Origin of the sequence: Streptomyces sp. NBC_01210 (genome assembly GCF_036010325.1) — a bacterium.
Lineage (GTDB): Bacteria > Actinomycetota > Actinomycetes > Streptomycetales > Streptomycetaceae > Streptomyces.
The window spans coordinates 5798705-5811164 of sequence record NZ_CP108549.1; the positions used below are offsets into that span (position 1 = coordinate 5798705).

At 70.8% G+C, this 12460-nt stretch carries 17 protein-coding genes; 13 read left to right on the top strand and 4 right to left on the bottom strand.

Going from position 1 to position 12460, the window contains the following annotated elements; translation table 11 throughout:
• Positions 1-71 precede the first annotated feature (71 nt).
• Genes OG735_RS26510 through OG735_RS26520 form a run of 3 tightly spaced genes read left to right on the top strand, consistent with a single transcriptional unit; the run spans position 72 to position 2484 of the window.
• Positions 72-338, top strand: coding sequence for a hypothetical protein (locus OG735_RS26510; RefSeq protein ID WP_327325637.1), 267 nt, complete (start codon positions 72-74; stop codon positions 336-338).
• Positions 339-381: 43 nt separating this feature from the next.
• Entirely contained in the window at positions 382-1767 is a 1386-nt protein-coding gene (locus tag OG735_RS26515) for an SMI1/KNR4 family protein (RefSeq protein WP_327325638.1), read from the top strand.
• 9 nt (positions 1768-1776) lie between these two features.
• Entirely contained in the window at positions 1777-2484 is a 708-nt protein-coding gene (locus OG735_RS26520) for a hypothetical protein (RefSeq protein WP_327325639.1), read from the top strand.
• Here the strand turns inward: OG735_RS26520 and OG735_RS26525 are convergent.
• The 3 genes from OG735_RS26525 to OG735_RS26535 are packed head-to-tail and all read right to left on the bottom strand — an operon-like array spanning position 2421 to position 4328.
• Positions 2421-3206, bottom strand: coding sequence for an NUDIX domain-containing protein (locus tag OG735_RS26525; protein WP_327325640.1), 786 nt, complete (start codon positions 3204-3206; stop codon positions 2421-2423). The two genes, OG735_RS26520 and OG735_RS26525, sit on opposite strands and share 64 nt — an antisense overlap.
• Positions 3203-3493 carry a DUF397 domain-containing protein gene (locus OG735_RS26530; RefSeq protein WP_327328464.1) on the bottom strand — a complete coding sequence of 97 codons (291 nt, stop codon included), beginning with the start codon at positions 3491-3493 and terminating at the stop codon, positions 3203-3205. Before OG735_RS26530 ends, OG735_RS26525 begins: the two co-directional genes overlap by 4 nt.
• Positions 3474-4328, bottom strand: coding sequence for a helix-turn-helix domain-containing protein (locus OG735_RS26535; protein WP_327325641.1), 855 nt, complete (start codon positions 4326-4328; stop codon positions 3474-3476). The genes OG735_RS26530 and OG735_RS26535 overlap by 20 nt, the downstream gene beginning before the upstream one ends.
• Positions 4329-4525: 197 nt before the next feature.
• Here OG735_RS26535 and OG735_RS26540 point away from each other — a divergent pair, with 197 nt between their 5' ends.
• From OG735_RS26540 to OG735_RS26585, 10 genes are all read left to right on the top strand, one after another.
• Entirely contained in the window at positions 4526-4729 is a 204-nt protein-coding gene (locus tag OG735_RS26540; RefSeq protein WP_327325642.1) for a hypothetical protein, read from the top strand.
• Positions 4729-5139: an ATP-binding protein gene (locus tag OG735_RS26545; protein ID WP_327325643.1), complete on the top strand. Its 411-nt coding sequence runs from the start codon at positions 4729-4731 to the stop codon at positions 5137-5139. The genes OG735_RS26540 and OG735_RS26545 overlap by 1 nt, the downstream gene beginning before the upstream one ends.
• Positions 5140-5188: 49 nt before the next feature.
• Positions 5189-6061 carry a hypothetical protein gene (locus OG735_RS26550; protein WP_327325644.1) on the top strand — a complete coding sequence of 291 codons (873 nt, stop codon included), beginning with the start codon at positions 5189-5191 and terminating at the stop codon, positions 6059-6061.
• Positions 6062-6134: 73 nt separating this feature from the next.
• Positions 6135-6272 (top strand): hypothetical protein, encoded by a 138-nt coding sequence (locus tag OG735_RS26555; RefSeq protein WP_327325645.1) that lies wholly within the window; start codon positions 6135-6137, stop codon positions 6270-6272.
• 461 nt (positions 6273-6733) lie between these two features.
• The gene (locus tag OG735_RS26560; protein ID WP_327325646.1) at positions 6734-7312 is read left to right on the top strand and encodes a L,D-transpeptidase family protein; all 579 of its coding nucleotides are present in this window, start codon (positions 6734-6736) and stop codon (positions 7310-7312) included.
• A 143-nt stretch (positions 7313-7455) separates the two neighbouring features.
• The gene (locus OG735_RS26565; RefSeq protein ID WP_327325647.1) at positions 7456-7908 is read left to right on the top strand and encodes a hypothetical protein; all 453 of its coding nucleotides are present in this window, start codon (positions 7456-7458) and stop codon (positions 7906-7908) included.
• A gap of 69 nt (positions 7909-7977) precedes the next feature.
• Positions 7978-8538 (top strand): RNA polymerase sigma factor, encoded by a 561-nt coding sequence (locus tag OG735_RS26570; protein WP_327325648.1) that lies wholly within the window; start codon positions 7978-7980, stop codon positions 8536-8538.
• A gap of 3 nt (positions 8539-8541) precedes the next feature.
• The gene (locus OG735_RS26575) at positions 8542-9330 is read left to right on the top strand and encodes a hypothetical protein (protein WP_327325649.1); all 789 of its coding nucleotides are present in this window, start codon (positions 8542-8544) and stop codon (positions 9328-9330) included.
• A gap of 304 nt (positions 9331-9634) precedes the next feature.
• Positions 9635-10354 (top strand): RNA polymerase sigma factor, encoded by a 720-nt coding sequence (locus tag OG735_RS26580; protein ID WP_327328465.1) that lies wholly within the window; start codon positions 9635-9637, stop codon positions 10352-10354.
• Positions 10354-11325, top strand: a complete 972-nt coding sequence (locus tag OG735_RS26585) for a hypothetical protein (protein WP_327325650.1) — start codon at positions 10354-10356, stop codon at positions 11323-11325. Before OG735_RS26580 ends, OG735_RS26585 begins: the two co-directional genes overlap by 1 nt.
• A 231-nt stretch (positions 11326-11556) precedes the next feature.
• Here the strand turns inward: OG735_RS26585 and OG735_RS26590 are convergent, their stop codons facing one another.
• Positions 11557-12423 (bottom strand): L,D-transpeptidase family protein, encoded by an 867-nt coding sequence (locus OG735_RS26590; RefSeq protein WP_327325651.1) that lies wholly within the window; start codon positions 12421-12423, stop codon positions 11557-11559.
• Positions 12424-12460 lie beyond the last annotated feature (37 nt).

Consider the following 12460-nt stretch of genomic DNA (forward strand, 5'->3'; position numbering starts at 1 on the left):
GCGCGGCTCGCGGCCGCCGAGGACGGCTGGGGCTCACGGGAGCTGACCCGGGCCCACGCTTGCCGAGGCCGGTGGGCGGGCGCTATGTCGGGCGGTACGTGTACTGGGACTGCCTGCTCCCGGACAGCACCGGTGACCCCGCCGCGTATCCCTTCGGCGTCCATGACCTGGTGACGGGCACGGACGTCAGCCTGCCGGTACGCGGGGAACTCGGTGACGGTTTCGTGGTCAACCACGACAAGGCTGCGGGCAAGCTGCGGCTGAGTGACTTCCACACCGGAACAGCCATGGCGCCCACGATGCGCCCTCGGCCCGACCGGGTCGGCGGCTTTGCGTAATACTCACTTGCCTTGCGATCACCGACCCGGCCGGAGGCCACCGTTGCCCTCGATACATGACTTCGCCACCTGGGAGCCCCTGCTGAGGCTCGTACAGGCCTCCAACGCCGAGCGCCTTGCCGAGCCGGGCGGTTACGTGACGGGCCAGATCCGCCACGGCAGTTGGAGTGTGCCGGTGCGGCGCCCGCACCCCCTACCGGGGCGGGCTGCCCAGGTCGAGGACATGCAGGACGAGTTCGACGCGGTGGAGCGGGTGCAGCGCGCGCTCACGGCCGACGGCGCGGACAAAGTCTCCTTCATGATGGAGACGGCGCCGGACGGGAAGACCGTGCTCCATCTGTTCGACGCGGGCCCCGCCGTGGAGCCCGGTTTCGGCAGTCCCTACCTGGGGGCGTTGATCCTGGTCGAGGGAGCCGTCCCCGAGCCGTGGCGCCGTCTGCCCGAACCGGTGCCCGGCGCAGTGCCGGGGCCGTCGGCGGACCCGGCACTGCTGGAGCGGACGCTCCGTGAGCGGATTCCCGATGCCGTCGGTGCCACCGAGGCGGAGATCGCCGAGACGGAAGCGCGCCTCGGCGTCGTGCTGCCCGACGAGCTCAAGGCGCTCTACCGGGTGACACGGGCGAGGTGGGAGGACTGGGGCGACGACTACGAGGCGGCGGATCGGGTCCTGGACGCCGTCGGCTGCGAGCTCTTCGCACTGGACGGGCTGTACATCGCGGACGCGGAGTCCCGCCCGTGCCCATGGGAGTTTGCGGCGACGGACGCGGTCATCACCTCGCTGGACACCGCTGTGCAGGGCCTGGTCGGCTCACCCGGCTGGATCGTCTTCGGCGACAACGGCGGCGGCGACCGGGTCGCGGTCGACCTGACACCGGGACCGCGCGGACACACAGGGCAGATCATCATGCTCGACCACGAGCAGAACATCGGTGCCGCACTGCTCGCCGACTCCCTCACCGACATGGTGGTGAACTGCCGCACCGACTGGCACTCCGGCCGTTCCTGGGACCAGCCGCCCGTGGTGGCCCGGGTGAACCTCCGAAGCCTGGACAGTGTGGAGGCCGCCGCCCACCCCGACCTGGAAGTCCTCGGCATCGGCGTGTGGGAGGGCGAGCCACTCAGCCTCGCCCCGGTCGTTGGGCTTCCTCGTCTGCGGACCCTCAGCGCCTACCCCGGTACGCTCGCCGACCCGCTGGAGATCGCCGAGCTGACTGGCCTCGAGTACCTGGACCTCGGGCCGGAGGAGTGGCGCGTCCTCCTCGACGCCGGCGCTGTCCCGCGCAGCCTGTCGGCCGCCGCCATCGAGGTGCAGGGCGACCGGCACCCGCTCCCGATCGTGGCCCTCGCCAACGAACTCCTGGCCCTGTGGGACCGCCCCCGGATCACCCGGACCGTCCTCGAAGGACACCTGGACACCGCACAGCCATAGGGTGACCGGATGATCGAGGACGATGCGGGGAAGGTACGGGCCGCGCTGCCCGCGTACATGATCGAGATCGGTACCGAGCCGCTGGACCGGCCGGCGCGGAACTCGGTGGGCGGCTGGCCCTTCCTCGACGACGGCCAGGAATGGCCGCGGTGTTTCTGCGGCGAGCGGATGGCGCTGTTCTTCCAACTCGACGTGCCCGCTGATGTCGAGCCCTTCGGAGGAGACCACCTGCTGGTCTTCCACTGCGGAGCTCACAACGAGGCATCCGATCCCGTGACGGCCGACGGCCGGCTCGTGCCCCGGTACTGGGCGGCTCCGCAGCCGCCCTACCCGGGCACGTTCTGGCGCGTACTGCGTCAGCGCGACGCGGCGCGGCCGACGACGGAACCCGAACCGGCCGTACGCGCACTGCCGCTGACCCTGCGGCCCTTCGTGGACACCCCGGACGGGGAGCGGGGAGCCCAGGGTTTCAAAGTGGGCGGTACGCCGTCCTGGGCACAGTTCCCCGAGCACTACCGGTGCGCGTGCGGCGCCGAGCTGTTGTTCGTCTGCCAGGTGCCGGAAGGCTGGGAGTTCGACGTCCGCCCCGGCCTGCCGGAGCAGCCCTACACCCTCGGCAGCGACAGCTATGTACTGTTCCTCGCCAACGAGGTCTATCTCCTGGCCTGCCCGGCACGCTGCGATCCGGCGGCAGTCTGGCCGGTGAACCAGAACTGACCGTGGCGGCGGACGACCGGCTCCAAGTAGTCCACGTGCGGGCCGGTGAGGCCGGCCAGGTCGGCGGGGGAGCGGACGAGGGCGATCCGGTCAAGTTCCGGGTCGCGGCAGCGGGCACGTTCGCAGGACGTGAGGGCCGCGTACCGCTCGTGCAGCCATGACACCGGGTGGGGCGGGGCCTGGAACAGGACACCGACGCTGCCGTTCGCGCCCCGGGTGACCTGCCAGAGGGTGAGGTCGTCGGAGGGGGTGCCGATGCCGGTCTCCTCGGCCAACTCCCGGGCCGCGTGGCGGCGGAGGGCGGCCAGATCGAGCGGTTCACGGTCCGGCGGGGGGTCGACCGAGCCGCCCGGGAGCTGCCAGCGGCCGGGCGAGGTCGTCCAGGGGGACATCCGCCCCAGCAGCAGACGCCCGTCGTCCGCCGGTTGCGCGACGGCCACGAACAGGGACGGCAGTCGCACACTCGCGCCGGGCACCCCGCGCAGGGCGTAGAGCCGGTAGCTCGCCCGTACCCAGGTCAGGGCGAGGCTCTGCGGCCCCTCCCGTTTCAAACCCGTGCACGCCGCCACCGGCCCGTCGAACAGGGCCGGGTTGGCCAGGACCGCCGCGTCCCAGGCGTCGTCCATGGCCCGACGGTCCTCCGGCGACAGCCGGGGCGGCGGGGCCTCGACCAGGCGGAGCCGGTCGGCGTCGAAGAGTTCGACGCCGCCAGGCTGTGTCACGCGGTGGCGGCGGACTTGAGGGAGGCGACGAACGACGTCCAGGCGGGGGCCGTGAGCGTGAGGACCGGGCCGTGGGGGAGCTTGGAGTCGCGGACGGGGACGATGCCCGTGTGGGCGTCGCAGACCTCGACGCAGTTGCCGCCGTCGCCGTTGCTGTAGGTGCTCTTGCGCCAGCGGGCGGCGCCGGGAAAGGCCTCGGCGACCTCGACGCAGTTCCCCCCGCTGCCGTTGCTGTAGCTACTCTTGCGCCAGACGGCCGTTCTCAAGTCAATGCCGTTGCTTGCCATTTCGGTCATCCTCAGCCGTCTCCTCGATCATGGCGAGGGACGCCTCAGGTGGCAGCGCGGCGGCCCTGAGCCAATCGTACGACCGGCGATACTCCTTCACGAGGGCCGGATCGTCGATGGTGTCGCCGGTGTGCAGCGCCTCCGTGTAGACCAGGGGTGGGGCATCTGGGAAGGTCATGATCATGACCGTGCCGAGCATGAATGGATGCGGTCCGCAGTTCCACGGAAGGATCTGTGGAAGGATCCGGCGGCTCCGCGCCAACGCCGCGATGCGCTCCAGCTGTTCGGCCGTCTGCTCCGACGGAAGGATCGGCTGGCGCAGCAGCGACTCGGGCAGGATCACCCAATACATCGGGGTCTTGTGGTCGTCTTCGAAGAGCCGGGCCCGCGCCATCCGGGCGCTGACCTTCTCCTCCACCTCGTCGTCGGGCGCCAGCGGGTGCGTCGCCCGTACGACCGCCCGCGCGTACGCGTCCGTCTGCAGCAGACCCGGAATCAGAGTGGGACACCACTCCTCGATGGTCTCCGCGTGCTTCTCCGCCTCCAGCACGCGCTCGAAGTAGCTGGCGTGGCCTCGCCTCTTCGCCTTCCGTACGTCCTCGCAGCGCCGCTTGAAGAAGCCGTCCGTTCCCAGCGCCTTGTCCACGTGCTCGGCCAGTTCCGCCGGCATGCGGCGGGCGCCCCGTTCGATCTCGCTGAGGTGGCTGGGGCCGTAGAAGCTGCCCTCGACCAGCTGCTGGAGGGTGAGCCCGGCCTCCTCCCGCTTCCAGCGCAACTCCTTGCCGTAGAAGGTGGGGACGCTTGCCGACCCGTCGATGTCCTTGCGCTGGCCCATCGTTCACCGCCCTTGGTGCCGTTACCGCCCGTTTCACAGCGTGTCCGCCCGAGTCCCGGCGATTCCCGTGCCCGTACCAACTCCACATCGCATACGTGCAGTTCAGGGCCGGGAGCCCAAACCTCTTTCACGGTACGCGGCACTGCGTCAGGGTGTGAGCAGTTCGTCACAGAGCGCACTGGAAGGTGTGACCCCCCATGCACGACCACCCTGACGTACAGGACTGCGCCGAGGAGCTGCGGGCCGCCCTCGCCGCCCACGACATCACGCTGCCGTCCCTCGGCGTCGACCTGCCGACCTTCGCCGCCCGCTACGGCACCCCGCCCCTCATCGCGCTGGGCAACTGCAACCTGCCCACCGCCCGCGCCCTGGTCGTCGCCCTGCGCAAGGGAGTTGCGTGATGCGACCACCGCTCACCCTGGAGCTGCTCGCCACCCCGAAGGACGTGCCAGAGGTCCGCCGGGCCCTGCGTGCGTACATGGGCGGTCCCTGCGCCGACCTCCAGTTGTGCGCCAGCGAACTGATCACGAACGTCGTCCGCCATCTCGGGGAGGGCGTTCCCGTGACCGTCCGTGTGGTCTGTGGGGAGGGCCGTACGCGACTGGAGGTCACCGACCCCGACCCCCGGGTCCTGCCCGTTCTGTGCCAGGCCGCCGACGAGGACGAGACCGGCCGCGGCCTCGGCCTGCTCGACGCCCTGACCCTGCGGTGGGGTGTGGAGCAGGGGCCCGGCAGCAAGACCGTGTGGTGCGAACTGCCGGGGATTCATACCGGTTCGCGAGGAATGGTCGTCGGCGTGATCGGAAGCTGATCGCTGCTGTACAGTCCGCGCGCCCCGCCGTGACGTAAGGAAGAGTTCCATGCGAAGTCGTTTCAGGTGCGCTGCACTGGTTCTCCCGCTCGCCCTCGCACTGGCCGCCTGCGGCGCGACGGAGGAGGACGGGCCGGTGGAGCCGGCGGGGGCCGAGAGCCCTGCGGCGACGCAACCCTCCGAGGCGCCCGCGGCACCCGAGTCCCCGGAGGACTTCCTCGACCTCGCCGAGAAGGCGATGGCGGAGGAAGGCGCCTGGACGTTCTCCGTGAAGGGACGGGAAGGGCTGACGCTCCAGGGCCGGAAGAGCGCCGCGACCTACCGGGCCACGGTCCGGCGCGGTATGGAGCCCGAGGCGCTGCACTCGCAGGGCGTCAGTACCAGCAGCAAGGGAACCAGGAAGAACGAGGAGATCTACGTCGTCGACGGCACGGCATACCTCAAGAAGGGCAGCGCGCCGTGGAAGAACGCGCCCACCTCCGACCCCGAGATGCAGAACAAGGTCGAGGACGCCGTCGCGGTCATCGAGGAGTTCCGGGAGTACGCGCAGACCGCCGGTGATGACATGACGCTGACCAAGGCGAACGGCACGATCCGGCTGCGTGTCAGCAGCGGCAAGCAGAAGCTGACGGCCGTCCGTGACCGGGCCTGGGTGAAGAAGGCGCAGCGGGAGTTCGACCCCACCGCCGAGCAGCTCCGGGACGCCGGAATCCCGGTGAATGACTCTCAGTTGACGCTGTCCGGGCTGGAGGAGGCGCTGGTCCTGGACGCCAAGACGTACCGGATCAAGAGCCACCGGTTCGAGTTCGGCTTCCTCGTCCCGTACACCGGTGGCCAGGACATCACATACGAGCAGGACGTACGGCAGGAGAACCAGGGCACGTTCGACGGGAAGATTGAGCTCCCCGCGGGCGTGGGGTGACCTCCGCCGTCACCGACAGAGTCGATGTACCCCTGGAGCACACAGCCATGGGGATCGTTCAAACCTCACGGGCATGGCCGGTGTCTCCTTCGGACAGTGGCGCGCCCCGGTGCGGGTCGCGCGCGGTGTGCTCGACTCGGCGTTCCGGCGGGGCGCCGACTCCGCGCCCGTCACCCTGCGCGGGGTCCGGCTGCTCGGACGACCCCGGTGACTAGGGATTCGTCCGAAAGGTCCGTCGGCTCGCATCTCGGCGTCGGCCTGATATAGAACCGGCCCACTTCGCCGTGCCGACCTCGGCCGTCGCGATTCCCCCATCAACCGAAGGGTTACTTCGTGCTGCCCTCGTCCCGTAACTTCTCCGTCGCACTGGCTGCGACCGGCGCGATATTCCTGGCGTCGGCATGTGGGCACCAGGGCCAGGATGCCCCGGCCGCGGATGCCGCTGCAGCCACTGCCAAGAGCGTGACGTCGGACGTGCCCGGCCCGTCCGCATCCCCCAGCAGTTCCACCTCCGCCTCGGTAACTGCTTCCCCCTCCGCCTCCGCCTCTGCTTCCGCTTCCGCGACGCGGTCCGACAGTGCGAAGCCGGCGCCCGGCGGGTCCCGCACCGCGGAGGCCGGCGGTGCGGGGAAGGCTCAGACAGCCCCGTCAGCCCACGCCCCGAACTTCCCCGTGCCGGTCGACGTGGGCAACGCCACCCAGCTCATCACCGTGAAGGCCAGCGGCTCGTACGCCACGGTGACGGCCTGGTCCAAGGGGCCGTCCGGCTGGAAGTCCGTCATCTCCGACAGCGGCCGGGTCGGCTCGAACGGCATTGTCGACGGCTCCACCCGCAGGCAGAGCACCTACACCACGCCATCGGGCACCTACACCATCACCGAGGGCTTCGGCGTCGAGTCCAGCGGCACGAGCATGCCGTACACGCGGGTCAACTCCAGCCACTGGTGGGTGGAGGACCCCGAGTCGAAGTTCTACATCCAGATGCACACCGAGGCCGGGGCCGACTTCCCGCTCACCGAGTCCGGCGACCGGGGCAGTGAGCACCTCATCAACTACCCGACGCAGTACGCCAAGGCCCTGGTCATCAACTTCAACCGCTGGCCGGCCACACCGGGTCGGGGAGCCGGGATCTTCCTGCACGTCAACGGCAAGGGGGCGACCGCGGGTTGCGTATCCGTGCCGCGCTCCACCATGGACCGGATCACGGGCTGGATCCAGCCCGGCGCGCACCCGCGCATCGCCATCGGCTGATCTATCGGCCGAAGGAGCCCAAATGTGGTGGCCGATGACGCCTGAGCCGTGCCGATGGTTGTACGACTGGCTTGAACTCGTCCGTGAGAACGAACACTTCGGCATTCCGTGATGATCTCCGCGCACCTGTCGCTTGGTCATACATGGATACGGACTTTGGAGTTCTGCCCAGTGCGGCCGACATGCGCGCGTACGTCGCCGGGGTCGTCGACCGGCTGACGGAGCGCAACCGGTTGCCGTTCGACTACTCCGTCGCCAGCCTGCGCCTCGTCGACTTCATGGTGGACGGGGTACGGCGCGGCCGTCCGCAGGTCGGGCAGGTTGCCGGGCTGCTCCAGGGGCTCGGGGCGTACACAGGAGAGGTGATCGTCCGGCGGGCCGGGGCGCATTGGGCGGACTTCGGGCCGGAGCAGCGGGAGCTGTTCGGGCAGCCGGTGGGTGTCCGGATGCCCGATGGCCGCGTGTGGAATCCGCTCGGCAAGGTCGTCAACCGCTTCGAGCTGGGCGGCCCGGAAGAGTCGGTGCAGCGTCTCTACCTCTTGCTGCACGGGCGGGCACGCAGGCCCACCGACCCGAGGGCCGCCTGCCGACGGTGACGATTCTCCATCTCCGTGCGCAGAGATGGAGGGGCATGTGCCGAAGGGTGCTGGCACGGAGAGGTAACTGTGGGGGCGTACGACGCGGAACTCGGGGCGGCTGTCGAGCGGGCGCAGCAGGGTGACGAGGACGCCTTCGCGACCGCGTACCGGCTGGTGCAGCCGGGGCTGATCGGCTACGTCCGAGGGCTCGTTGGCGACGGTGCCGAGGACGTGGCCGCCGAGGCGTGGCTGGAGATCGCCCGTGACCTGAGCCGTTTCCGTGGCGACGGGGCGGGGTTCCGGGGCTGGACGGCGACGATTGCCCGGCACCGCGCCCTGGGTCATCTGCGCAGGCAGAAGCGGCGTCCGCGCATCTCCTTACTGGAGCGGGATGTGCTGGAACTTCCGGACGGGCAGGACACGGCCGCCGCGGCGCTCGAAGCGCTCTCCACCGAGCGAGCCCTCGAATTGATCGGCAGCCTGCCGCGTGAGCAGTCGGAAGCGGTACTGCTGCGGGTGGTCGTCGGGCTCGACGGGCCCGCGGCCGCGCGGGTGCTGGGCAAGCGCCCCGGAGCCGTACGCGCCGCGGCGTACCGGGGACTGAAAGGACTGGCGGAGCGACTGGCCAGGGCGTACGCCGAAGGATGAGAGATGGAACCCGAACGGGATGACCTCCGCGCACCCGAACTCGACGCGTTGCTCGGGGCGGCGCGCCGCCCCGGCGTACTCGATCCGGCTGGCGAGGAGCGGGCGCTCCGGGCGATGCGCCTGGCGCGTGACGAGGTCGGCGTGCGCGCGGCACCGGTGCGGTGGCGGCGCAGCCGGGACGACTGGCGGCCGGGCGGTGAGCGGCACTGGGCACGGGCGCTCAAGGCGCTGGTGGCGGGTGTTGCCGCGGCGGTGGCGCTGGGCGGGGTGGCGGTGGCGGCCGGGGAGGGGGCGATCCCGTCGCTGTTCGGGGGCGGCGCGCAGCCGAAGGCGGTACGGAGCGCGCCCACGGAACCCGGCGTTGAAGAGAACGGGGTCGGTGACGGGCACGGTGAAGGAGCACCACAGAGCCCGGTGCGGCCCACTCGGTCGTCCGCGGGCGACGCTCCCCCCGGGCGTCCGGGCACCGCGCGGGACACAGCCGCGCACTGCCGCCGGTATCTGGCGGCTGTTTCGCGACGGGGTACGGCGCCCAGGGGCAAGGCCATGGCCGAACTGGCAGCGCCCGTCGGCGGCTCGGAGGGCGCACGGGCCTACTGTGAGCGGCTGTTGGCGGGTGAGATGAACGACATCTCGCCGAACCCTGCGGACGGGAAGCCCGCGAAGAGTGCGGAGAAGCCGGGGAAGCCCGCGGGCAAGCCGCAGAAGCCCGCGGACAAGCCGCAGAAGCCCGCGGACAAGCCGCAGAAGCCCGCGGACAAGCCGCAGAAGCCGGGGAAACCGGGGAAGTAGGACGCCGGGGCAGCCGTTCCGGCGGCCCGGCCCCGCCTGACAGTCGCTCGCGGACGTGGAAGGACGACCGGGGCCGCCACCCCCCACAGGAGAGGCCCCGGTCGTCGCTCGCCAGGGCCGCGGAGCGGCCCCGTACTTCTCTCAGCGCCGAGCGTGCGTTTTCTGTCACACCCCGCTGTGTCAGCATGTTGTTGCGGGTTGTACAAAATGTGGACGCGGCTCGGTAGAAGGACGTAGCGTGCTGATTCGCGTACAGGGCGGCGCGGCAGTGGTGACCAGCTGCGATTCAGGACGGGTTGAGGGAGTGCTGGGGGACGACGCGGAGTTGACCGCCGCGGTGCTCGCGGCTCAGGACGGGGACGAGGACGCCTTCCGTGCTGTGTACCGCGCTGTGCACCCGCGGTTGCATGGATATGTCCGGACTCTGGTCGGCGATTCGGAGGCCGAGGACGTTGCCTCGGAGGCCTGGCTGCAGATCGCCCGCGACCTCGACCGGTTCAGCGGCGACGCGGACCGCTTCCGGGGCTGGGCCGCACGAATTGCCCGCAATCGCGCTCTCGACCACATACGTATGCGGGGCCGGCGCCCCGCTGTCGGCGGCGACGAGAGTGAACTCACCGGGATGCCCGCCGAGTCGGACACCGCGGACCAGGCCATGGAGGCCCTCGCCACCGGCCACACCATGGAACTCATCGCCCAGCTGCCGCAGGACCAGGCCGAGGCCGTCGTACTGCGCGTCGTGGTCGGCCTCGACGCGAAGAGCGCGGCCAAGACGCTCGGCAAGCGGCCGGGTGCCGTACGGACAGCGGCGCACCGCGGCCTGAAGCGGCTGGCCGAGCTGCTGGGGGCGGACGGTGCGGATGTTGCGGACGGTGCGGACTTCGCGGACGGCGCGGACCTGGACAATCTCCGTACGGGCGCGGCGGATCTCGGCGGCGTACCGCCGCAGCGAGGCCCCCGACCGGGCTCGACGGCACCCGCCGGTGTGACGCATTCACGCCTGCGGACGCAGAAGGACATGTGATGGCCGACGAGCGGTACGAGTGGCTTGACAGGGATGCTGCGGAGCGACTGCTGCGGGGCGAACCGGTCGAAGCCGCCGATGAACACGCCCGTATCCAGGCCGCGCGACTCTCCCGTGCGCTGGACGGCGTGGGCCGGGCCGACTACTCCGACGACGGCGAGATGCCGGGCGAGGCCGCCGCACTGGCCGCCTTCCGCAAGGCCAGGGCCGACGCCGCCGCGCCCGCCGGCGACACCATCGGCACCGTACGACTCGCTCGCTCCACCCGCTCGGCGCCCGGACTGCGCTTCGGGCGTCCGGTGCGCTTCGGCATCGCCGCCGCGGTGGCCGGCTGCGCGCTCGGCGGAGTGGCGGTCGCGGCCGGCACCGGCATGCTGCCCGGCCCCTTCAGCAACGACGATCCGCTGCCCGCGTCCTCCATCTCGGCCGCCGCGACTCCCGGGCCGCTGGTCTCAGAGTTGCCGACCGGCGGCGGACCAAACTCGCCGTCGCAGACCCCGGGCGGGATCAATACGCCGCCGGTGTCGCCCTCGCCGAGCGGCGGGCCCGGCCCGCATCCGGACCAGGCGAACGGCGGGAAGCCGGACGACGACGGCAAGCAGCAGGGCGACGCCGGCAAGAAGAAGAGCGACCGGAACGCCGAGTGGTACCGCAGGACGGCCGAGGCCTGCCGCGACTACCGCAGCGGCCGTATCGCCCCGGAGCGCAAGCGGCGACTGGAGGCGACGGCCAAGGGGCCGGAGCGTGTGGAGCGGTTCTGCGACCGGGTGCTCAGCGGCGACATCAAAACCACCCCGGACGGCAGCGGCGACGGCGACGGCGGTGACGACGGTGGCGACGGTGGCGACGGACAGAGCGGCGGCGGCTCCGACTCGGACGACGGCCGGCCGGGCGGCGGATCGCTGCCGCCCGTGTCCTGGTCACCTCTGCCCGCCGAATCCCCGACCGTCCCCTCCGTGAGCACTCGCTGAGCCTCGCCCCAGGTTGACCCGGAGCCTGTCTGACCTGCGGTTTCTCCATCGCTGCCGGTATCGGATCAACCAGGTGTGACGTTTTTTGAGCCAATGGCGCAGTAGAGAGTGAGCCGACTGGTCATCGGCCGCGCTCGAGCCGGGGTTCCCCCCGTACCTACGGCTTGGCGCACATGGCGCGGGCGGGACACGTTCCCCCGGTCCCGCCCGCGCCACTCTTCCTCTCGACTCTCACCAGTAGATGACGACCTTGTCGCCGCTGTGGACCTGTGCGAAGAGCGAGGCGATCTTCCCCTTGTCCCGGACGTTGACGCAGCCGTGTGACGCGCCGTTGTAGCCGCGGGCCGCGAAGTCCGAGGAGTAGTGCACCGCTTGGCCGCCGCTGAAGAACATCGCGTACGGCATGGACGTGTGGTAGATCGTCGAGACGTGGTCCTTGGACTTCTGGAACACGTGGAAGGTGCCCTCTCGGGTCGGCGTGTACTGCGAGCCGAAGCGCACATCCATCGTCGACTGCACCTTGCCGTCGATCACCCAGGAGAGCGTGCGGGTGGACTTGCTGACGCACATCACCCGGCCCGTCGTGCAGCGCGGGTCCAGCTTTGCCGCCGGCTTGTTGACGGCCTTGCCGTTCAGCTCGTCGCGCGTCGGCTTCGTCGTCATACCGAGCAGCTTCTGCCATGTCACGGTGTCCGTGTCGCCGGTCGTGGGCAGACCGCGCTTGCCCTGGAAGCCCTTGACGGAGGCGACGGTCACGGGACCGTAGGTGCCGGTCGGCCTGTCGTCGAACCAGCCGATCTGCGCGAGCCTGGCCTGCAGCTCGCGCACCTGCTTGCCCTTCGAGCCGTTGGCCATCAGCACCTCGGCCTGCGGGGCCTCGGCGGGCTTGCTGGGCTTGGCGGTCGTCTCCTTCGGCTTCGGTGTGGCCGAGTCCGCCCCGGACGGCGTCGCCGTGCCGGCCTGTGCGGGCGCCGAGCTGCCCGGTTTGGCGTCGGCCCGGGCCGGCTGCTCGGTCGCGGCCTGCGCCGTGCAGCCCGCGGTCACGGCAAGCACCGCGGCCGCGGCAAGTGATCTGCGTATGACGGAATTCCGAACCATGTTCGCCCCCCTGTGTTCCCTGTGTCTCCAGAGACAG